Origin of the sequence: Streptomyces sp. DvalAA-43, from assembly GCF_900091725.1 — a bacterium.
Lineage (GTDB): Bacteria > Actinomycetota > Actinomycetes > Streptomycetales > Streptomycetaceae > Streptomyces > Streptomyces pulveraceus.
On sequence record NZ_FMBW01000044.1, the window covers coordinates 191,489 to 213,318 of the forward strand.

The following is a 21,830-nucleotide window of genomic DNA, read 5'->3' on the forward strand; positions in this document are numbered from 1 at the left end:
GCCTCCGATGCTGCTGTGGCGGGTGTTTCGAGGGTCACTTCGCGCCGAGCGCCTTCTCCAGGGCGGCGAGGTTGGACTGCATGACCTCGATGTAGTCGGTGCCCTTGGACTTGTCCGTGATTCCTTCGAGCGGGTCCAGGACGCCGGTCTTCAGCCCGGTGTCCTTGGCGACGGTCTTCGCGGTCCTGTCGCTGGCGAGCGTCTCGAAGAATACGGTGGTGACCTTGTTCTTCTCCGCGATGGCGTGGATCTCGCTGAGCCGGGCGGGGCTGGGCTCGGCCTCGGGGTCGACGCCGGCGATGCCCTCCTGGGTGAGGCCGTAGCGCTCGGCGAGGTATCCGAAGGCGGAGTGGGTGGTGATGAACGTCTTCGTGGCGGTGTTCTTCAGCCCGTTCTCGTACGCCGTGTTCAGGCCGTCGAGCTTGGTGACCAGCGCGTCCGTGTTCTTCCGGTAGTCCGCGGCGTGGCCCGGGTCGCTCTTCTCCAGGGCCTTCCCGACGCCCTTGGCGACCTCGGCGTACTTCACCGGGTCCAGCCAGATGTGGGGGTCGGCTCCGGCCTCGCCGTCGTGGTGTTCGTGACCGTGCTCGTCGGCGCCGGTCTCGGTGCCGTGGTCCTCCAGCGCGGTGAGCTTCGCGGCGTCGACGACGTGCTTCGCGCCGGACTGGCCGATGGCGTCGTCCACGGCGGGCTGGATGCCCTTGAGGTACAGGATGAAGTCGGCGTCGGTGAGTCCGCCGATCTGCCGCGGGCTGAGCTCCAGGTCGTGCGGCTCGACACCCGGCTTGGTCAGCGTGGTGACGGAGACGTGCTTCCCGCCGATCTGCTCGGCCAGGAACTGCATCGGGTAGAACGAGGCCACCACGTCCAGCTTGTCGCCGTTCTTGCGGTCCGCGGCGTCGGAGGAGGAACAGGCCGTGAGGGCGGTGAGGCCGAGGACGGCTGCTCCGGCGACGGCGGCGGTGGGTATGAGGCGGCTTACGTTCATGACAGTCATTTTCAACAAAACTGGAAACGATTGTCAACAAGGCTGATGAGATGACTTTGCGGCCGACGGCGCCGGTACCGATTTGATCCAGAGGGCGTGCCCGCCGGTAATCTGAAGCATTCGCCCGTCGTCTCCTGATCACCACCCCCCGCCGAGGCGATTCGCGCCCTTCCCTGTCCAGTTTTCGTCGTCGTAATGAAGAGAGCACCGTGGCCGCCGACAAGATCGACTCCATCGTCAGCCTGAGCAAGCGCCGTGGCTTCGTCTACCCGTGCAGTGAGATCTACGGCGGCCAGCGCGCCGCCTGGGACTACGGGCCGCTGGGCGTCGAGATGAAGGAGAACCTCAAGCGCCAGTGGTGGCGCTACATGGTCACCTCGCGCGAGGACGTGGTCGGACTCGACTCGTCGGTCATCCTGGCCCCCGAGGTGTGGGTCGCCTCCGGTCACGTCGCCACGTTCAGCGACCCGCTGACCGAGTGCACCTCCTGCCACAAGCGCTTCCGCGCCGACCACCTGGAGGAGGCGTACGAGGAGAAGCACGGCAAGCCGCCCGTGAACGGCCTCGCCGAGCTCAACTGCCCCAACTGCGGCAACAAGGGCACCTTCACCGAGCCCAAGCAGTTCTCCGGCCTGCTCTCCACCCACCTCGGCCCGACCCAGGACTCCGGCTCGGTCGCCTACCTGCGCCCCGAGACCGCCCAGGGCATCTTCACCAACTTCGGCCAGGTGCTGCAGACCTCGCGCAAGAAGCCGCCGTTCGGCATCGCCCAGGTGGGCAAGTCCTTCCGGAACGAGATCACTCCGGGCAACTTCATCTTCCGGACCCGTGAGTTCGAGCAGATGGAGATGGAGTTCTTCGTCAAGCCGGGCGAGGACGAGGAGTGGCAGCAGTACTGGATGGACCAGCGCTGGAACTGGTACACCGGCCTCGGCATGCGCGAGGAGAACATGCGCTGGTACGAGCACCCGGCGGAGAAGCTCTCGCACTACTCCAAGCGCACCGCCGACATCGAGTACCGCTTCCGCTTCGGCGGCAGCGAGTGGGGCGAGCTGGAGGGCGTCGCCAACCGCACGGACTACGACCTCAAGGCGCACTCCAAGGCCTCGGGCACCGACCTGACCTTCTTCGACCAGGAGGCCGGCGAGCGCTGGACCCCCTACGTCATCGAGCCCGCGGCCGGTGTCGGCCGTGCCATGCTCGCCTTCCTCCTCGACGCCTACATCGAGGACGAGGCGCCCAACGCCAAGGGCGTCATGGAGAAGCGCACCGTGATGCGTCTCGACCCGCGCCTCTCGCCGGTCAAGGTCGCCGTCCTGCCGCTGTCCCGCAACCCGCAGCTCTCGCCGAAGGCCAAGGGCCTCGCCACCGACCTGCGGAAGAACTGGAACATCGAGTTCGACGACGCGGGCGCCATCGGCCGCCGCTACCGCCGCCAGGACGAGATCGGTACGCCGTTCTGCGTCACCGTCGACTTCGACACCCTCGACGACAACGCGGTGACCGTGCGCGAGCGCGACACCATGAAGCAGGAGCGCGTCTCCCTGGACCAGATCCAGGCCTACCTCGGCTCCCGTCTGCTGGGCTGCTGATCCACCGCGCCCTCGGGCGGAGCCCCGGTCCCCGTGCGGGGGGCCGGGGCTCCGCCGTACCGCGGCACCGGCGGGCCGCCCGGCCGGAAACCTGGTGCGACGGCGAGGCGGGGCGGGGTACGGTTCCCCCCATGTATTCGTTCTTCCAGATCTACGAGTGAGAGCGCGGCGGGGTCGACCACCCGCCGCCCACCGGACCGATTCCAGGTCGTCTCAGACCTCACTTCGCACAACGAACGGGAGAACGCCATGGCCAAGAGCCGTAACAACCTGCTGGGTGTGGGCGGACAGCGCAAGAAGCTGTCCCGGGCCGAACAGCAGGGCGCCGGCCCCGCGCGCGACGCCGACCGCAAGGCGGCCGCCGACCAGAAGCAGGAGCTGCTGCGCAAGATGCGCGAGCGCGCGCAGCCGGAGTCCGCTTCGGACGACGCCGCGCAGCCGGACGCGGCCGGGCAGGACGCCCCGGCGCAGAGCTGACGCCCCCTCATCACCCGTACGACCGTGGGCCCGGATCACCCCGTGATCCGGGCCCACGCACTTGTCCGTGCCCCGTCGCCGCCCCGTGCTCACGCCACCCTGCGCGGCAGCCGCAGACTGAGCAGCGTCGTCAGCGCCACCGCGGCCAGCTGCACCAGCAGCGTCACGGCCAGCGCGTCCCGCATCCCCGCCCCCGGGACCAGGGAGAGGAACAGCGTGCCGAGCGTGGCCACCCCCAGGGCCAGCGCGGCCTGCTGGGTCGTGGTCATCACCCCGCCGCCCACCCCGGCACGCGCGGCCGGTACGTCGGAGAGCACGATGCGGAACAGGACGGGCAGCTGGAGCCCCTGCCCGAACCCCGCGATCGCCACCCCCGGCATCAGCCCCAGCATCCCGAGACCGGACCACTCGCGCCACACGGTGAGCGCGAGCACCAGCACGCCCACCGCCTGGATCAGCCCGCCGGCCGTCACGACCCGGCTGCCGTACCGCAGGATCAGCCGCGGGCCGGCCAGCGACGCCACGAAGAACGCCACCGCCATCGGCGCCATCGACAGGCCCGCCGCGGCCGGGCCCAGCTTCAGCCCCTGCTGGAGGGCGACCGCGATCACGAACATGAAGCCGCCGAAGCCGATCGAGAACGGCACCACCAGCGTCAGCCCGCGCCGCAGTGACTCCAGCCGCAGCAGGCTCGGCGGCACCAGCGGCATCCGCCCGAGCCGGTCGGCCCGCCGCTCCACCCGGTAGAAGGCGTACGCGGCGAATGGGAACAGCGCCAGCGAGACCCAGGTCCACACCGGCCAGCCCGCCGCGCGCCCCTCCGTCAGCGGGGCCAGCAGCGTCACCAGCGACACGGCCAGCAGCAGCGTGCCCGGTACGTCGACCGGCGCGGGCCGGTCCGAACGGGTCTCCGGCACGGCGCGGGCGGCCAGCACCAGCCCCACCGCCGCCACCGGCACGTTCACCAGGAACACCGAGCGCCAGCCCGCGCTCTCGCCGAACACCGACGACAGCGGCGCGGCCGCGACCAGGACACCGCCGAGGATCTGGCCCGCGACCATGGAGAGCCCGGCCGTCGCCCCGTACAGGCCCATCGCGCGGGCCCGCCGGTCCCCCGAGGTGGCCGCCTGGATGGTGGCGAGCACCTGCGGCAGCATCAGCGCGGCCGCCGCGCCCTGCGCCACCCGCGCCCCCACGAGCGTCCAGGCGTCCGGGGCGAGCCCGCAGGCGAGCGAGGTGATGCCGAAGGCGGCGATGCCCAGAAGGAAGAGCCGGCGCCGCCCGGCCATGTCACCGAGCCGGCCGCCGAGGACGAGCAGTACGGCGTAGGCGAGGCCGTAGCCCGCGACGACCAGTTCGAGCAGGGCGGGGCCCGCGTCCAGATCGTGGTCGATCGTCGGCAGCGCGACATTGACGATGAAGAAGTCGATGAGCGGCAGCGCCGCGCCGAGCAGCACGGTGAACAGCCCGAGCGTGCCGAGCACCGGAGCGGGGTGGTCGTGCCGCACCACGGTCCCGGCGGGGGCGATGGCTTCCGTTCGTACAGTTGATTCACTCACGTCATCGAGAATCGCCGTCTTCTCAGCCTGGTACCAGAGTGTCTTTATCCTGGTACAAGCAGCACCTGGCAGAGCGCCGGGCGGTTCGGCAGGCTGGAGGCATGAGGACGATGGCGAGCGATCTGCCCGATGTGCGCGTGGTGCCGGGGTTCCCGTCGGCTCCGGGGCCGGCCGGGCCCTCCGAGCCCGACGTCCGGCGGCACGAACTCGCGGACTTCCTGCGCAGCCGCCGCGAGCGGATCACCCCCGAGCAGGTCGGCCTGGTCCGGGGCCGCCGCAGGCGCACCCCCGGGCTGCGCCGCGAGGAGGTCGCCCAGCTCTCCGCAGTCGGGGTCACCTGGTACACCTGGCTGGAACAGGCCCGCGACATCCAGGTCTCGCCCCAGGTGCTCGACGCCCTCGCCCGCGCCCTGCTGCTCGACCGCAGCGAGCGCGGTCATCTCTTCTCGCTCGCCGGTGCCATCGACCCGGCCCCGGGCACGGACTGCCCGAGCGTGACGCTCGGGCTGCGCGAGATGCTGCGGCAGCTGGACCCGATCCCGGCCTGCATCCAGAACAGCCGTTACGACATCCTCGCGTACAACCGGACGTACGGCAGGCTGCTCTGCGATCTGGACACGGTCGCCCCCGAGGACCGCAACTGCATGATCCTCGCCTACACCAACGCGCAGTGGCGCTCCTCCATCGTCGACCTGCCCGAGGTGAACCGGCTGATGGCCGCCAAGTTCCGCCGGGCGATGGCCGAGCATCTGGCCGAGCCCGCCTGGAAGGCGCTCCTGAGGCGGCTGGAGGAGTCGTCCGAGGAGTTCCGGGAGATCTGGGCACGGCACGAGGTGGTGGCCACGGGCGGCCGGACCAAGATCTTCCGCAACGCCCATGTCGGGCTGCTCCGCCTCGAACACACCGATCTGTGGCTCGGCCCGTCGAGCGGTCCGCGCATGGTGACGTACGCCCCCGCCGACGAGGAGACCAGGCAGCGCCTCCAGCTCCTTCAGGCCCTGGAGCCCGCCGACGCCTGACCTCCGGCCGGGGCGCCCGTCGGCTTCTCCAGCCGCCGCGCGGTCCGGTGGGCCGTCTCCCGCGCCCACTGCCCGCTGGTCAGCGCCCCCACCAGCAGGACGCAGAGCCCGCACCCGCCGATGATCCACCAGGCGGGCTTGCTCGCGTCCACGAAGGCCGTCGCGTACCCGGCGCCGCGCGGCGAGCCGGTCCCCGCCACACCCGCCGCCAGCACCGCGCCGATCACGGCGACCCCGAGCGTCCCGCCGATCTGCCGGCTGGTCGAGGCGACCGCCGCCGCCACCCCGGCCTGCGAGCGCGGCATCCCGGAGACGGCCGTGTTGGTGATCGGCGCGTTCACCATGCCGAAGCCGAGGCCGAAGAGCACATAGCCGGTGAACAGCAGGACGTTGTCCGTCTCCGCGTCGAGCACGGCGAACAGCAGCCCGCACGCCGTCATGGCCACGCCCGCCACGAGCAGCGACAGCCGTGGCCCCCGGCTGCCGACGAGCCGCCCGGACAGCGGCGCGCAGACGAAGGTCAGGGCCGCCATCGGCAGCATGTACAGACCGGCGTGCAGCGCGCTCAGCCCGCGCACGTTCTGGAGATAGAGGGTGTTGAGGAAGAGGAACCCGCTCAGCGCGGCGAAGGCGCAGACCGCGATGACGGTGGCGCCGCTGAACGGGGCGCTGTGGAAGAACCGCAGATCGATGAGGGGTTCGGCGCGCCGGGGCTCGTACAGCAGCAGCCCGATCAGGGAGCACACGGCGAGCGCGGTGAACACCAGGATCCGGGCCGAGGTCCAGCCCGAGGAGGGCGCCTCGATGATCGCGTACGTCAGCGAACCGAGCAGCCCGATCACCAGCAGTTGGCCCACCGGGTCGGGGCGGCGCGGCTTCGGGGCGCGGGACTCGGGGACATACCGCCAGGTGAGCAGCAGCGCGGCCACGCCGACCGGCAGATTGATCCAGAAGATCGACCGCCAGCCGACCGAGTCCACCAGCAGACCACCGACCACCGGGCCCGCCGCCATGGAGATGCCGACGACACCGCCCCACACCCCGATGGCACGGGCACGCTCGCGCGGGTCGGTGAAGGTGTTGGTGATGATCGACATCGCGACGGGGTTGAGCATCGAACCGCCCACCGCCTGCAGCATCCGGAACGCCACCAGCGACTCCAGGTTCGGCGCCACGGAGCAGAGCAGCGAACCGAGGGTGAAGAGGACGAGCCCGATCTTGAAGATCTTCCGGCGCCCGATCCGGTCGGCGGTGGAGCCCGCGAGCATCAGCAGCGAGGCGAGAACGAGGGTGTAGGCGTCGATCGTCCACTGCATGCCGGCGACGGTGGCGTGCAGTTCCTTCTGCATGGAGGGCAGGGCGACGTTGAGAACGGTGTTGTCGAGGCTGACGATCAGCAGACTCATGCAGCAGATCGCCAGCACCAACTGCCGTCGGCGGTGACTGAGCTCGGGCATACATGGATAGTACGGTTAACTAACGAATGCTGCTGCCGGAGTCCGCTGCCCGGTACGCGACAATGGAGCAATGACCACGCTCGCCCCCTCGCTCCCGCTGCTCCGGATCGGCCCGCACACGGTGCAGCCGCCGGTGGTGCTCGCCCCCATGGCCGGCATCACCAACGCCCCGTTCCGCACCCTGTGCCGGGAGTTCTCCGGCGGCAAGGGTCTTTTCGTCAGCGAGATGATCACCACGCGGGCGCTGGTCGAGCGCAACGAGAAGACCATGCAGCTGATCCACTTCGACGCGAGCGAGACCCCGCGCTCGATCCAGCTGTACGGAGTGGACCCGGTCACCGTCGGCAAGGCCGTCCGCATGATCGTCGACGAGGACCTCGCCGACCACATCGACCTGAACTTCGGCTGCCCGGTCCCCAAGGTGACCCGCAAGGGCGGCGGCTCGGCGCTCCCGTACAAGCGGCCGCTGCTGCGCGCGATCCTCCACCAGGCCGTCTCCCACGCGGGCGACCTGCCGGTCACCATCAAGATGCGCAAGGGCATCGACGACGACCACATGACCTATCTGGACGCGGGCCGGATCGCGGTGGAGGAGGGGGTCACGGCCGTCGCCCTGCACGGCAGGACGGCCGCCCAGCACTACGGCGGCACCGCCGACTGGGACGCCATCGCCCGCCTCAAGGAGCACGTCCCCGAGATCCCCGTCCTCGGCAACGGCGACATCTGGTGCGCGGACGACGCCCGCCGGATGATGCGCGAGACGGGCTGCGACGGCGTGGTCGTGGGCCGGGGCTGCCTGGGCCGCCCCTGGCTCTTCGGCGACCTGGTGAGCGCCTTCGAGGGTACGGAGACGCGGCAGGCGCCGGGGCTCCGGAAGGTCGCCGAGGTGATGCTGCGGCACGCGACGCTGCTGGGGGAGTGGATCGGCGACGAGACGCGCGGCGTGATCGACTTCCGCAAGCACGTCGCCTGGTACCTCAAGGGCTTCTCGGTCGGCTCGGAGATGCGCAAGAGGCTCGCGGTCACCTCGTCGCTGGAGGAACTGGGCGGGCAGTTGCGGGAGCTCGACCTGGACCAGCCGTGGCCGGACGGTGCGGACGGGCCGCGCGGGCGTACCTCGGGCAACAACCGTGTCGTGCTGCCGGACGGCTGGCTGAAGGACCCGTACGACTGCGCGGGCGTGAGCCCGGACGCGGAGCTGGACACCTCGGGCGGCTGAGGCGGGTCCGCCGGGGCTCATGGCCTCCGGACTCTTTCCGTGCTGGACCCTTTCGAGGCACGCGGCGCCACAGGCACCGCGTGCCTCTTCTTTATCCCGCTCATCTGAGCGCCATATTCGGCCGGATCCGGCGACGGTTCGGCCGATGGGCAGCTCGAACGGGCCGACTGGGGGCGCCGGGCGGTGAATCCGTTCGCTCCTGTGCCATCTCGGTGATCATTGGATAACGGTCGGTTGCCGGTCAGGCGTCCGGATGGTGACATCTGAGCGTCGGCCGTAGAGTGATTCTCGCCACCCTGAGAGTCGTTGCGCTCAGATGAGCGCAAAATCAGGAGCTTGACTTCTCAAATGATGGCACTCGGTGCCAGGGGTCTCCATTTTGATCGATCGACGCTTCCCGTGCGGAGCGTGACCGAACTGACGGAGATTCATGGCTCTGCGTGTTTATTCGTTCAAGAAGTGAAGATATGGCTCCGATCGGGCGAAAGTGCGCATCACTTTCGATGTGCTGGCGGACGGGTGGTTGAGGCCTCATGACGCGCAAGTGGACGTACCCAGACGCCTTCGATCTGGGTATGTTCCTCGCCGTCAGGGCAGCCACCGCGTCCTCGAGGAGTCGAGACCCGTGTCGGAAAACAAAGATCCCCACGTAACCAACCCGGAATCCCGGGGGCCTGAGGGCGAGAAGTTCGTTTATGACTTCACCGAGGGCAACAAGGATCTGAAGGACCTCCTCGGCGGCAAGGGTGCGAACCTCGCCGAGATGACCAACCTCGGGCTCCCCGTCCCTCCGGGATTCACCATCACCACCGAGGCGTGCAAGGTCTACCTCGAAAGCGGTGAGGAGCCGACGGAGCTGCGCGCCGAGGTCAGCGCGCACCTCGACGCCCTTGAGGCGCGGATGGGCAAGAAGCTCGGCCAGGCCGACGACCCGCTGCTGGTCTCGGTCCGCTCCGGCGCGAAGTTCTCGATGCCCGGCATGATGGACACGGTCCTCAACATCGGCCTCTCCGACGAGTCCGTGGCCGGTCTCACCGCCCAGGCCGGCGACGAGCGGTTCGCGTGGGACTCCTACCGCCGCCTCATCCAGATGTTCGGCAAGACCGTCCTCGGGGTCAACGGCGACCTCTTCGAGGAGGCGCTGGAGGCGGCGAAGGAGGCCAAGGGCGTCACCGTCGACGTCGATCTGGACGCGGCCGACCTGAAGAAGCTGGTCGGGCGGTTCAAGAAGATCGTCGCGCGGGACGCCGGACGCGAGTTCCCGCAGGACCCGCGCGAGCAGATGGACCTGGCCATAAAGGCCGTCTTCGATTCGTGGAACACCGACCGGGCCAAGCTCTACCGCCGCCAGGAGCGCATCCCGGGCGACCTGGGCACCGCCGTCAACGTCTGCTCGATGGTCTTCGGCAACCTCGGCCCCGACTCCGGCACGGGTGTCGCCTTCACCCGTGACCCGGCCAGCGGCCACCAGGGCGTGTACGGGGACTACCTGCAGAACGCGCAGGGCGAGGACGTCGTCGCCGGTATCCGCAACACCGTGCCGCTCGCCGAGCTGGAGTCGATCGACAAGAAGTCGTACGACCAGCTGATGCAGATCATGGAAACCCTCGAAACGCACTACAAGGACCTGTGCGACATCGAGTTCACCATCGAGCGCGGCCAGCTGTGGATGCTCCAGACCCGGGTCGGCAAGCGCACCGCCGGTGCCGCCTTCCGGATCGCGACCCAGCTCGTCGACCAGGGCCTGATCGACGAGGCCGAGGCGCTCCAGCGGGTCAACGGCGCGCAGCTCGCGCAGCTGATGTTCCCGCGCTTCGACGACGAGGCCGCCACCGAGCTCCTCGGCCGGGGCATCGCCGCCTCGCCCGGCGCGGCGGTCGGCAAGGCGGTCTTCGACTCGTACACCGCCATCAAGTGGTCCCGGTCCGGCGAGAAGGTCATCCTGATCCGCCGCGAGACCAACCCCGACGACCTCGACGGCATGATCGCGGCCGAGGGCATCCTGACCTCGCGCGGCGGCAAGACCTCGCACGCCGCCGTCGTCGCCCGCGGCATGGGCAAGACCTGTGTCTGCGGCGCCGAGGACCTGGAGGTCGACACCAAGCGCCGCCGGATGACGGTGGGCGGCCGGGTCATCGAGGAGGGCGACGTCGTCTCCATCGACGGCTCCACCGGCAAGGTGTACCTCGGTGAGGTCCCCGTCGTGCCGTCCCCGGTCGTCGAGTACTTCGAGGGCCGGATGCACGCCGGTGCCGACGACGCCGACGAGCTGGTCGCCGCCGTGCACCGGATCATGGCGTACGCGGACCGGGTGCGCCGACTGCGGGTGCGGGCCAATGCCGACAACGCCGAGGACGCGCTGCGCGCCCGCCGGTTCGGCGCCCAGGGCATCGGCCTGTGCCGCACCGAGCACATGTTCCTCGGCGAGCGCCGCGAGATGGTCGAGAAGCTGATCCTCGCGGACACCGACGCCGAGCGCGAGACCGCGCTGGAGGAGCTGCTCCCGCTCCAGAAGGCCGACTTCATCGAGCTGTTCGAGGCGATGGACGGACTGCCCGTCACCGTTCGGCTGCTCGACCCGCCGCTGCACGAGTTCCTGCCCGACATCACCGAACTGTCGGTGCGCGTCGCGCTCGCCGAGTCCCGCAAGGACGCCAACGAGAACGATCTGCGCCTGCTCCAGGCCGTGCACAAGCTGCATGAGCAGAACCCGATGCTCGGTCTGCGCGGGGTCCGTCTCGGGCTCGTCATCCCCGGCCTGTTCGCCATGCAGGTACGGGCGATCGCCGAGGCCGCCGCCGAGCGCAAGAACGCCAAGGGCGACCCGCGTGCCGAGATCATGATCCCGCTGGTCGGCACGGTCCAGGAACTGGAGATCGTCCGCGAGGAGGCCGACCAGGTCATCGCCGAGGTCGAGGCCGCCACCGGTACCCGGCTCAAGCTCACCATCGGCACGATGATCGAGTTGCCGCGCGCCGCGCTGACCGCCGGTCAGATCGCCGAGGCCGCGCAGTTCTTCTCCTTCGGCACCAACGACCTGACCCAGACGGTGTGGGGCTTCTCCCGCGACGACGTGGAGGCCTCGTTCTTCACCGCGTACCTGGAGAAGGGCATCTTCGGGGTGTCGCCGTTCGAGACGATCGACAAGGACGGTGTCGGCTCGCTGGTCCGCAGCGCCGTCGCGGCCGGCCGGGCCACGCGGCCGGACCTGAAGCTCGGCGTCTGCGGGGAGCACGGCGGAGACCCGGAGTCGGTGCACTTCTTCCACGAGGTGGGCCTGGACTACGTGTCCTGCTCCCCGTTCCGCATCCCCGTCGCGCGGCTCGAAGCGGGCCGGGCGGCGGCGGGTTCGGCCGGCAGCGACAGCCGCTGATCCGGTACCGGACCCCCTGGCCCACTCCCCGGAGACGGCGGCACCCTGTGCGGGGGTGCCGCCGTCTCGTTTTGTTCTGGGGAAATCGTTGTTCGGCCTTGTTCCTTTTCTTCACCCATGGGACAGGGTTCGTTCAGTACGCAAAGAAATAGAGTCCGGAACGGACCGGGATGCGGTCCATGGATCCCCATCCATGGACCGCACCCGGGTTACCCCCATCGAGCACGGTGCCGCACCGGTCGTCCACCGCCGCCAGGCGCGCGAAACCCCCCACGGCCTTCACTCGCCCTTCCGGTGGTGCCGGATTCGTGCCCGACGTCGTACAGCTTTTCGGGTGAGTGCGGGCCGGTGCGAGGCGTTTCACCTCTGGCCGAAACCCCGTGGTGACGTGCTGTTACGGATCACCTACCCTGGGGTGGGGGTAATTGCAGGTGCAACAGGTGGGGGCCCGGTGCTGCGTATCCATATGTCCGGAGTGGACCTTTCCAAGGTGCGGATGGCCACCCGGCCGGACGCGTTGTGGGAAACCGCTCTGAGTTTCCACCGACTGAGGGACCGGCGCGGTTCCGCGGTGTTCGGGAAATGGCGTACGGAAACCCGGCGTCGGTTGAATGGTGAAGCACGCCTGCTGTCCGCGGTGATTCCACCGCGCGGCTATTTCCCGGACTTTCTGACGCCTTCTCAGGGAAACGGCGAGCCGTACGGCATCGACGCGGGAATGGAGGCATTGCGCGGCACCCCGCCCGCCCGGGTCATGGCCGAACTGGCCCTGCTCGGCGCCGGACGCCGCGACGCGGGCCGCTTCCCGGACGCCCGCGCCGAACCGCTCGGCCGGCTCGTCGGCGCGCTGCGCAGCTACCACCGCGCCGCGATCGAGCCGTACTGGCCGCACATCCGGGCCAGCGTCGAGGCCGACCGCGCCGTGCGCGGCCGCGCCCTGCTGGACGGCGGCGCGGACGAACTGCTCGCCTCCCTCCCGCCGATGATCCGCTGGCGGGCCCCCGTGCTGGAGGCGGACTACCCCGTCGACCGGGAAGTCCATCTGGACGGGCGGGGGCTGCTGCTCCAGCCGTCCTTCTTCTGCCGCGTCACCCCGGTCGTCTACCGCGACCCACGGCTCCCGCCGGTCCTCGTCTACCCGGTCACCCACTCCTGCGCTCCGGTCTTCGCCGAGCCGGGCCCCTGGCTCGGCCGCCTCCTCGGCACCACCCGGTCGACGGTCCTGAGCGCCATAGGGAACGGCTGCACGACCAGCGAGCTCGCCCTCCGCGCCGGGGTCTCCCTCGCCTCGGCGAGCCAGCACGCCTGTGTGCTGCGCGAGGCGGGCCTGATCCACACCCTGCGGCACGGCGGCTCGGTGCTGCACACGCTGACGCCGCTGGGCGGATCGCTGCTCCGGGGCGGCGCACCGCTCGCCCTGTCCTGAGCGGCCACCTGACCTATGGGGCTGGGCCGGACGCGGCGACAGGCGAGCTGGGCTTCGAGCGGCGAAAATTCTTTCGTGGGCAGCGATGAGTTCCGTGCTGCCCCGTCGTCTACCTGTCGTACGCGTTCGAACAACAGAGAGAGCGAAGCGACCATGCCTCAGATGATCTTCGTCAACCTGCCGGTCAAGGACCTCGAAGCGACCAAGGCCTTCTTCGGCAAGCTGGGTTTCTCCTGCAACCCGCAGTTCAGCGACGAGAACACCGCATGCCTCGTCATCAGCGACACCATCTTCGCGATGCTCCTCAGCGAGCCGCGCTTCAAGGAGTTCACCAAGAAGGAGATCGCCGACTCCTCGAAGTCCACCGAGGTCATCCTCGCCCTGAGCGCCGAGAGCAGGGAGAAGGTCGACGAGCTGGTCGACACCGCGCTCGCCTCCGGCGGGTCGCCCGCCAACGAGACGATCGACTACGGCCACATGTACGGCCGTTCCTTCCAGGACCCGAACCACCACATCTGGGAGGTCATGTGGATGGACCCCGCCGCAGTCCAGGGTCAGCAGGGCTGAGTCCGTCGGCAACCGGCCGATGGCCGGGGCGCGGCCGCCCGTCACCCGACAGGCTCTCAGGGGGCGAGGCCCGAATACGTCACCCCCGTGAGCTGCTCGGACGCCACCCAGAGCCGCTCGCTCGTCACATCGTCGCGCGTCCAGCCCGCCCGCCAGGACGGGGCGGGCGCCCCGCGCCAGCCCAGCAGCCCCGGACCGGTGAACGAGTCGGGGCGCACGCCGGGCGCGGTGGCCGCGTACAGCGTGGGCAGCGCACCGGCCGAGGCGGGCTGGGCGACGATCCGGTTGCCCAGCTCGAAGACCCGCTCCGCCGCCCTGCGGCGCTCCATCCGGGCGGCGGCGGACTGCAGATTGGTCGCCGCGTACCCCGGGTGCGCGGCGGCGGCCACCAGCCGGGAGCCGTCCCGCGTGAGCCGCCGCGCCAGCTCGTGGACGAAGAGCAGATTGGCGGTCTTCGAGCGGCCGTAGGCGATCCAGCGCCGGTAGCTCCGCTCGCTGTTGAGATCCCCCATGTCGATGTCGGACAGCGCGTGCAGCCCGCTGGAGACGGTCACCACCCGCGCGCCGGGGGTGTCGAGGAGCCGGGGCAGCAGCAGCCCGGTCAGGGCGAAGTGCCCGAGGTGGTTGACGCCGAACTGCCGCTCGAAGCCGTCGGCCGTCGTCCCGTACGGGAGGGCCATCACGCCCGCGTTGTTGATCAGCAGATCGAGCCGGGCGGGCGCGTGCGTCGCGGCGAACGCGCGCACCGAGTCCAGATCGGCCAGGTCGAGCGGGACGAACGCCACGTCCGCGCCGGTCACCGCCTTCCGGATGCGGGACTCGGCCTCCCTGCCGCGCGTCTCGTCGCGACAGGCGAGCAGGACCCGCGCACCGTGCCGGGCCAGCTCCCGCGCGGTGTTCAGGCCGATGCCGCTGTTGGCCCCGGTGACCACGGCCGTACGGCCGCTCTGGTCCGGGATGTCGTTCGCGTTCCAGCCGTGGCTCATGCGCCCAGCGTACGGTCGCGGTGCGCCGCCCGGACCGGCTGGGCTGGAGCGGACCGGGCGGCCGGTGCGCGCCGTGCGCGCGGGCGCGCACCGGCTCGGGAAGCTCAGGTTTGGCTCAATGGGTTGGACGGGACAGGGACCGCGTCCTTAGGGTCATGATCATGCCCGACATAGCCCTCACCACCCTGGCCGTCCTCTGTCTCGCGGCAGCCGCGGCAGGCTGGATCGACGCGGTGGTCGGCGGCGGCGGACTGCTCCTGCTGCCCGCGCTGCTCCTGGGCCTGCCGCACGTCCCGGCCGCGCAGGTGCTGGGCACCAACAAGGCGGTCGCGATCGTCGGCACCTCGGGCGCCGCCGTGGCGTACGTACGCAAGGCACCCGTGAAGGTCGGGACCGCGCTGCGGATCGGGCTCGCGGCGCTGGCCGGATCGATGACCGGCGCGTTCTTCGCGGCCGGGATCAGCAGCGAGGTGCTCCGGCCGGTGATCATGGTCGTGCTGCTGGCCGTCGCGGCGTTCGTGATGCTGCGGCCGTCCTTCGGCACGGACCCGGACGACGGTGTGCGGCGCCGGGTCACCCGGGCCCGTACCGTCACCGCGATCGTGCTGGTCGGCGGCGGCATCGGCCTCTACGACGGGCTGTTCGGCCCCGGCACGGGAACGTTCCTGGTGCTGGCGCTGACCGCGGTGCTCCATCTCGACCTGGTGACGGCGTCCGCCACCGCCAAGATCGTCAACGTCTGCACCAACGCCGGCGCGCTGGCGATGTTCGCCTACCAGGGCAGCGTGCTGTGGCAGCTGGCCGGGCTGATGGCGGTGTTCAACCTGGCGGGCGCGATCGTCGGGGCGCGGATGGCGCTCAGCAAGGGCAGCGGGTTCGTCCGCTGGGTGCTGCTGGTCGTGGTGTTCTCGCTGGTCGCGAAGTTGGCCTTCGACCAGTGGACGGCCTGAGCGGCGCACGCCCGGCGGCCGGGTTCAGCGGACGGCGGTCAGATGCGCGTACGCCACCACATTGCCCGCGTAGCCCGTCTTCTTCGAGAAGCCGCCGCCGCAGGTGATCAGCCGCAGCGAGGCGAAGGACGAGGCGCCGTACACCCGCCGGTCGGGGAAGTCGTCGCTCTCGTAGACCTCGATCGCGTCGAGCGAGAAGACGGCGGTGCGGCCGTCCTGGCGGACCACCTCGACCGTGCTGCCCTTCTGCAGCGCGCCCAGGTCGTAGAAGACCGACCGCCCCTGCGCGTTGTCCACGTGACCGGCGACGATGGCGCTGCCCCGGGAGCCCGGGGGAGTGCCGTCCCGGTACCAGCCGACCATGTTGCGGTCCCCGGCCGGCGGCACGTCGAGACTGCCGTCGGGCCCGAGGCCGAGCCGCATCATCGGGGCGTCCACCCGGATGCTCGGGATACGGATGCGTACGGGGGCCGAAGGCTTCAGCGGGTCGGCGACCGGGGACCCGGGCTGCGGTACCGGGCCGGCGGCGAAGGCCTGGGCGGCGGTCGGCCGGGGCGGGACCAGCTGGGTGCCGGCGCCGTTCCGGATCAGCCAGACACCGGCCAGCGCCGCGATGACCAGCAGCCAGCCCTTGGCCTTCTGGGACACGTTCGTCCTCCGGGTGACGGAATGGGGATGGTCCCGTCCCGGTGGCGCAGGGCCACCGGGACGGAAACCAGGCGGTACGGAGCCGTGAATCCGGCTCCGTCAGCCGGCTCCCTGCGTGCCGCTCGCCCGGCGACGCAGGAGCCAGGCTCCGCCGACGGCGGTCGCGGCGAGTACGCCGGCGCCCGCCGCGATCTGGGTGGTGTCGGATCGGACGCTGCCGCCGACTCCGGTTTTGACGTGCCCGGTGGGACCGGTGGGGCCGTCCCCGGGGCGGTGCCCGGACGAGGAGTTGTCGCGTCCGCCCGAGCTGTCGTGCCCCGACGAGGGGCCGTCGTGCTTGCCCGAACCCTCGTCGTCGGACGGATTCCAGCTCTCGCGCCCGTCCGACGAATCGCGCCCGGACGAGCTGTCGCGGCCGCCCGAGTCGTCGCGGCCGCCTGAGCTGTCGCGCCCGCCCGAGTCCTCGCCGCGGTCCGTGCCCTGGCCCCGGCCCGAGTCCTCGCCCCGGCCGGAGTCCTGGCCGCGGTCCGTGTCCTCGTCCCCGGACGGGTTGTCGCGCCCGCCCGATATACCGAGTCCGGAGAAGGCGTCGCCCCCGCCGACGGAGTCGAGCAGCGACGGCGCGTCGAGACCGGAAAGGGTGTCGAGGCTGAACGGGCCGTCCGTGCCGGAGCCCGAGTCGGGCCCGGATCCGGCTTCGTCGCCCGGGGCTTCGTCGTCGGTGAGCCGTGCCCCGGGACCGCCGGTCAGCGTCCGTGACGCGGTCCCGGCCGAGCCGGCCCGTAGCGTGCCGGAATCACCCGCGTACGCGGGCCCGGCGGCGAAGAGGCCGAGCGTGGCTATGGTGACCGCGGACGCGGCGGTACCGGTCACTAGACGGGCAGGACGCATGGGGGGTTCCTCCGGCGATGGCGCGAGTAGGTGTGTCCTGACCCCGAGCTAACGGGCGGTCCGCCGCCCATGCCTGCTGACACCGAGTCAGCTTTCACTCGAACGGACCGGCGCGGCCTCCTTGCCAAGACGCAATCGCGCAGGTCACGGCAGTGATCGAAGCGGCTGGGGTCGGTCCTGTGCCCCCCGGTGCCGATCGGGTGACGGAGCCCCGGCGGAGAGTGGCGTACATCACATGCATGACCTCGCGAGTGCCGGGCACACGTCTCTCACCCCCCACGGGACGGTGTACGAGGCCGCCCCCGGCCACCGCCCCCATCGGGCCCGCCCCCCCTGGGCCCGATGGGGGCGGATTCGTGTCGGAGTGGATTCGCTCGCACGCGCTCCGTCACATTCGCTGGTCAATTGCTGCGGCAGTATGTCGAGCTCATGGCAAGAGCGGTCAAAGGCTGGTGCCGGCCCGTAGGTGCGGACCAGGCTGGCGTTCGCACATTCGTGCTCACGTTCCGTACTCAGAAAGCCCTCGCCGCACATGCACACGCCCCCTCGACCCGGCACCCCTGAGGTGCGTCTCCCACGTGCGGGGAGGAGGTGCCGGGCATGGTGCGCCATGTGATCCGCAAGGCGGCCGGCTGGCTCCTGATGATCGTGGTCGCGACCAACGCCACGTACTTCCTGGCCAGTTGGTTCCTGGACCCGCGGTCCAACTTCAAGGAGCTGCGCCCGGTCCGTACCGAGGAGCAGATCGACCGGGCGCTCGCGCCGTACAACCTGAACCCGCAGGAACCCCTGCTGCACCGGTGGTGGGACTGGTTCACCTCGGTGGTGTTCCACTTCGACTGGGGCAAGTCGCCCACCGGCGTCTCCGTCAACGGGGAGATCGGCTACCGGGCGCTCATCAGCGGGGAACTGGTCATCATCGCGACCATCCTGTCCGTGGTCATCGGCGTCACGCTGGCCGTGTACACCGCGTCGCGGCAGTACGGCTGGGCCGACCGGATCTCGCAGGCCGTGTCCATCGCGGTGTTCAACATCCCGACGTCCGTCGCCGCGCTCGCCGTGGTCTTCGTCGCCATCTGGCTCAACCAGAACGCCGGGCTGCACTTCCTCTACGTCGCCGGGGAGAACTCCCCGGGCGTCGAAGGGCTGTTCCCGACGATCGGCGACCGTCTGCTGCATCTGATCCTGCCGACCCTGAGCCTGACGCTGATGGGTTATGTCGGCTACCACCTGACGCAGCGTTCGCTGCTGCTGGACACCATCAACGCGGACTTCGTGCGTACCGCCCAGGCCACCGGGCTCACCCGGTCCAAGGCGATCCGCAGGCACGCCCTGCGCGCCGCGCTCATCCCTACGGCGACCTCCGTGGCGTTCAGCATCCCGGCCATGTTCACCGGCGCCGTCATCACCGAGACGATCTTCGGCTGGAACGGCATGGGCCGCTACTTCATCCAGACCATCAGCAAGAACGACGTGCACGGCACGGTCGCGACGGCTGCCTTCGCCGCCGCCCTGACCGCGATCGGCGCGATCCTCGCGGATATCGCCACCGTCTTCCTCGACCCCCGAGTGAGGGTGAACTGACGTGGCCACAGATGTGACGACCGACGCCTCGTCCGGGGCGACACCGGACCCGGCGGCACGAGTGACCGCACCCGGGGGGAAGAAGAACGCGCCCGACCTCGGCCTCGGCCGGCTCTACCTGCGGCGCTTCCTGCGCAACCGCCTCGCCGTCGTCGGTGTGGTGATCTTCGTACTGCTGGTGCTGTTCAGCGCGTTCGGCTCCCTGTTCACCTCCTACGCGTACTCCGACGCCGACTTCGCCGCCCTCACCCAGCCACCGAGCGCCGCCCACTGGTTCGGTACCAACCAGGGCGGGAACGACGTCTACGCCTCCGCCGTGCACGGGCTCCAGCGCTCCCTGGCGATCGCCGTGAGCGTCTCCGTCCTGACCGTCGTCGTCGCCGCGGTCATCGGCTCCAGCGCCGCGTACTTCGGCGGCCGGGTGGAGAAGGCGACCCTCGCCGTCATCCACTTCCTGCTGGTCGTGCCCTCGTTCCTGATCCTCGCGCTGGTCTCCCACCGCCTGGCCGGGGACTGGCGGGTCCTCATCGTCGTGCTCACCGTGTTCGGCTGGATGTCCACCGCGCGGGTCATCTGGTCCGTCTCGACATCACTGCGGGAACGGGACTACGTGACGGCCGCCGAGTTCATGGGCATCAGCGCGCCGCGCATCATCCTGCGCCACATCATCCCCAACCTCGGCTCGCTGCTGATCGTCAACCTGACGCTCGGCGTCGTCGCGACCGTACTCAGCGAGACCGCCCTGTCCTTCCTCGGATTCGGCGTCCAGACCCCGGACGTCTCGCTCGGCACGATGCTCGCGGACGGCGCGGGCACCATCACCAGCGCCCCGTGGCTCTTCGCCTTCCCCGCGGGCCTGGTCGTGCTGCTCACCGTGTCGATGACCTTCGTCGGCGACGGGCTGCGCGACGCCCTCGACCCCACGTCCGTGACCGGTGCGGCAGGAGGCCGACGATGACGCTCACCACCCTGGCAGCGACCCCGGCGCCCACCGACGCCACCCCCGTGCTCTCGGTGCGGGACCTGCGGATCACCTTCCCCTCGGAGGCCGGACCCGTCGAGGCGGTCCGCGGCGTCGACTTCGACCTCCTGCCGGGCCGGACCCTCGGCATCGTCGGCGAGTCCGGCTCGGGCAAGTCGGCCACCGCGATGGCCGTGATGGGCCTGCTGCCGCCCTCCGCCGAACTGCGGGGCCAGGTGCTGCTCGGCGGACGCGATCTGATCGGCCTCGGCGACAAGGAGCTCTCCGCGCTGCGGGGCAGCTCCATCGGCATGGTCTTCCAGGACCCGCTCTCCGCGCTCACCCCGATCTTCTCCGTGGGCAGACTGCTCTCCGACGCCCTGCGGGTCCACCAGGACCTGACGAAGCGGGCGGCCTGGGAACAGGCCGTCGAACTGCTCGATCTCGTCGGCATCCCCGACCCGCGGGGCCGGGCCAAGTCGTTCCCGCACGAGTTCTCCGGCGGGATGCGGCAGCGCGTCGTCATCGCGATGGCGATCGCCAACAAGCCGTCGGTGCTCGTCGCGGACGAGCCCACCACCGCCCTCGACGTCACCGTGCAGGCCCAGATCCTGGACGTGCTGCGGCTGGCGCAGCAGGAGACCGGGGCCGGGCTCGTCCTCATCACGCACGACCTCGGGGTCGTGGCCGGCCACGCCGACGACATCGCCGTGATGTACGCGGGCCGGTTCGTGGAACGGGCCGACGTCGACGAGCTGTTCCGCCGGCCGACGATGCCCTACACCGCTCGGCTGCTCGCCGCCGTGCCCACCGTGGACAGCGGGGTCCACCGGCCGCTGGTCCCGATCGGCGGGGAGCCGCCCGCCCTGGTGGACCTCCCGGGCGGCTGCCCCTTCGCGAGCCGCTGCGCCGTCGCCCAGGACGCGTGCCGGGCCGACGAACCCGCCCTGCGCGAGATCACCGGGCACGGGCACGTGGCCTGCCTGCGCGCGGACGAGATCGCCGACGGCACCCTGGACCCGGCCGGGGACACCGGGCCGGACGACGGTCCGGGCGGGTCCGGGCCCGAGGCCACCGGCGAGGTGGTGCTCCGGGTGGAGGACCTCGTCAAGACCTTCCCCGTCACCAAGGGCGCCCTCCTCAAGCGCCGGGTCGGCACGCTGCACGCCGTCAACCGGGTGAGCTTCGAGCTGCGGGCCGGGGAGACCCTGGGGCTGGTGGGCGAATCGGGCAGCGGCAAGACCACGACGCTGCTGGAGGTCCTGCGGCTGAAGCGGCCCGAGGGCGGGCGCATCGAGGTGGCCGGCACCGACATCGGCACGGTCGATTCCGCGGCCCGGGTACGGGAGTTGCGGCAGGACGTACAGATCGTCATGCAGGACCCGCTGGGGGCCCTGAACCCCCGGCTGCCCGTCTTCCAGCTGCTCGCCGAACCGCTCCAGGCCATCGGGCGGGACCGCGAGTCGATCCGCTCCCGGGTCCATGAACTCCTGGCCCTGGTCGGCCTGGACGCCTCGGTGAGCGGCCGCTTCCCGGCCGCGCTCTCCGGCGGTCAGCGCCAGCGGGTCGGCATCGCCAGGGCCCTGGCGACCGAGCCGAAACTCCTCGCCCTCGACGAGCCGCTCTCGGCCCTGGACGTGTCGGTGCAGGCCGGGGTGATCAACCTGCTGGCCCGGCTCAAGCGCGAACTCGGGCTCGCCTACCTGGTGGTCGCCCACGACCTGGCCGTGGTCCGGTACATCTCCGACCGGATCGCGGTGATGTATCTCGGGCACATCGTCGAGACCGGGGACACGGAGTCGATCTTCTCCGACCCCCGGCACCCGTACACCCGGGCGCTGCTGTCGGCGATCCCGGTGCCCGACCCTCAGCGCGAACGCGCCCGCGAACGCGTCGTGCTCCAGGGCGAGCAGCCGAGCGCCACCCAGCCCCCCGCGGGCTGCGTGTTCGTCGACCGCTGCCCCCTGTACCGCCTCGCCGACGAGGAGGTGCGCGGGCGCTGTCGCACCGAGCGCCCCGAGCCTACGGCGGTGGCCGGACGCCCCGGCCACCAGTACGCCTGTCACGCCGTCTGAGCCCGCGCACGACGTTTCCGGGGCCACCGGCGCCGCTCCCACCCGTACACACAGCTCA

General features: G+C 70.7%; 17 protein-coding genes. 11 read left to right on the top strand and 6 right to left on the bottom strand.

The annotated features are described in order from the left end of the window. Nucleotides 1–34 precede the first annotated feature (34 nt). The gene (locus tag GA0115234_RS17590) at nt 35–988 is read right to left on the bottom strand and encodes a metal ABC transporter substrate-binding protein (RefSeq protein ID WP_093542706.1); all 954 of its coding nucleotides are present in this window, start codon (nt 986–988) and stop codon (nt 35–37) included. Nucleotides 989–1,197: 209 nt separating this feature from the next. Between GA0115234_RS17590 and GA0115234_RS17595 the strand changes: the two genes are divergently transcribed. Next, nucleotides 1,198–2,580 (top strand): glycine--tRNA ligase, encoded by a 1,383-nt coding sequence (locus GA0115234_RS17595; RefSeq protein WP_093542707.1) that lies wholly within the window; start codon nt 1,198–1,200, stop codon nt 2,578–2,580. A 249-nt stretch (nt 2,581–2,829) separates the two neighbouring features. Then, nucleotides 2,830–3,057 (top strand): DUF6243 family protein, encoded by a 228-nt coding sequence (locus GA0115234_RS17600; RefSeq protein ID WP_093542708.1) that lies wholly within the window; start codon nt 2,830–2,832, stop codon nt 3,055–3,057. Nucleotides 3,058–3,146: 89 nt separating this feature from the next. On the opposite strand, the gene GA0115234_RS17605 is transcribed toward GA0115234_RS17600, so the two are convergent. Then, a complete protein-coding gene (locus tag GA0115234_RS17605) occupies nt 3,147–4,616 on the bottom strand; it encodes an MFS transporter (RefSeq protein WP_370804524.1) in 1,470 nt (489 codons plus the stop codon). 101 nt (nt 4,617–4,717) lie between these two features. Between GA0115234_RS17605 and GA0115234_RS17610 the strand changes: the two genes are divergently transcribed. Further along, the gene (locus GA0115234_RS17610; RefSeq protein WP_370804525.1) at nt 4,718–5,635 is read left to right on the top strand and encodes an MmyB family transcriptional regulator; all 918 of its coding nucleotides are present in this window, start codon (nt 4,718–4,720) and stop codon (nt 5,633–5,635) included. Here GA0115234_RS17610 and GA0115234_RS17615 read toward each other — a convergent pair. Beyond that, entirely contained in the window at nt 5,608–7,092 is a 1,485-nt protein-coding gene (locus tag GA0115234_RS17615; RefSeq protein WP_093542713.1) for an MFS transporter, read from the bottom strand. The two genes, GA0115234_RS17610 and GA0115234_RS17615, sit on opposite strands and share 28 nt — an antisense overlap. Before the next feature lie 70 nt (nt 7,093–7,162). On the opposite strand from GA0115234_RS17615, the gene dusB reads away from it, so the two are divergent. The 4 genes from dusB (at nt 7,163) to GA0115234_RS17635 (ending at nt 13,677) form a co-directional block, all read left to right on the top strand. Then, nucleotides 7,163–8,311 (top strand): tRNA dihydrouridine synthase DusB, encoded by a 1,149-nt coding sequence (gene dusB / locus GA0115234_RS17620; protein WP_093542715.1) that lies wholly within the window; start codon nt 7,163–7,165, stop codon nt 8,309–8,311. Nucleotides 8,312–8,936: 625 nt separating this feature from the next. Next, on the top strand, nt 8,937–11,684 hold the full coding sequence (ppdK, locus tag GA0115234_RS17625) for a pyruvate, phosphate dikinase (protein ID WP_093542717.1): 2,748 nt from the start codon (nt 8,937–8,939) through the stop codon (nt 11,682–11,684). A gap of 451 nt (nt 11,685–12,135) precedes the next feature. Beyond that, on the top strand, nt 12,136–13,110 hold the full coding sequence (locus tag GA0115234_RS17630) for an ArsR/SmtB family transcription factor (protein ID WP_093542719.1): 975 nt from the start codon (nt 12,136–12,138) through the stop codon (nt 13,108–13,110). Nucleotides 13,111–13,263: 153 nt separating this feature from the next. Beyond that, entirely contained in the window at nt 13,264–13,677 is a 414-nt protein-coding gene (locus GA0115234_RS17635) for a VOC family protein (protein WP_093542721.1), read from the top strand. Nucleotides 13,678–13,733: 56 nt separating this feature from the next. On the opposite strand, the gene GA0115234_RS17640 is transcribed toward GA0115234_RS17635, so the two are convergent. Further along, entirely contained in the window at nt 13,734–14,663 is a 930-nt protein-coding gene (locus tag GA0115234_RS17640; RefSeq protein ID WP_093542723.1) for an oxidoreductase, read from the bottom strand. Nucleotides 14,664–14,824: 161 nt separating this feature from the next. Between GA0115234_RS17640 and GA0115234_RS17645 the strand changes: the two genes are divergently transcribed. After that, nucleotides 14,825–15,613: a sulfite exporter TauE/SafE family protein gene (locus GA0115234_RS17645; protein ID WP_093543358.1), complete on the top strand. Its 789-nt coding sequence runs from the start codon at nt 14,825–14,827 to the stop codon at nt 15,611–15,613. A 24-nt stretch (nt 15,614–15,637) separates the two neighbouring features. Here GA0115234_RS17645 and GA0115234_RS17650 read toward each other — a convergent pair whose 3' ends face one another. After that, the gene (locus tag GA0115234_RS17650) at nt 15,638–16,261 is read right to left on the bottom strand and encodes a class F sortase (protein WP_093542725.1); all 624 of its coding nucleotides are present in this window, start codon (nt 16,259–16,261) and stop codon (nt 15,638–15,640) included. Nucleotides 16,262–16,360: 99 nt separating this feature from the next. Continuing rightward, nucleotides 16,361–17,152 (bottom strand): hypothetical protein, encoded by a 792-nt coding sequence (locus tag GA0115234_RS17655; RefSeq protein ID WP_141718434.1) that lies wholly within the window; start codon nt 17,150–17,152, stop codon nt 16,361–16,363. A gap of 600 nt (nt 17,153–17,752) precedes the next feature. Here GA0115234_RS17655 and GA0115234_RS17660 point away from each other — a divergent pair. The 3 genes from GA0115234_RS17660 to GA0115234_RS17670 all read left to right on the top strand — a co-directional run bounded on the left by GA0115234_RS17660 (nt 17,753) and on the right by GA0115234_RS17670 (nt 21,772). Beyond that, nucleotides 17,753–18,736, top strand: coding sequence for an ABC transporter permease (locus GA0115234_RS17660; RefSeq protein ID WP_093542729.1), 984 nt, complete (start codon nt 17,753–17,755; stop codon nt 18,734–18,736). Between the two features lie 61 nt (nt 18,737–18,797). Further along, complete coding sequence (locus GA0115234_RS17665; RefSeq protein WP_093542731.1) at nt 18,798–19,694, top strand: ABC transporter permease; 897 nt, start codon at nt 18,798–18,800, stop codon at nt 19,692–19,694. After that, complete coding sequence (locus GA0115234_RS17670) at nt 19,691–21,772, top strand: dipeptide ABC transporter ATP-binding protein (protein WP_093542733.1); 2,082 nt, start codon at nt 19,691–19,693, stop codon at nt 21,770–21,772. Before GA0115234_RS17665 ends, GA0115234_RS17670 begins: the two co-directional genes overlap by 4 nt. Nucleotides 21,773–21,830 lie beyond the last annotated feature (58 nt).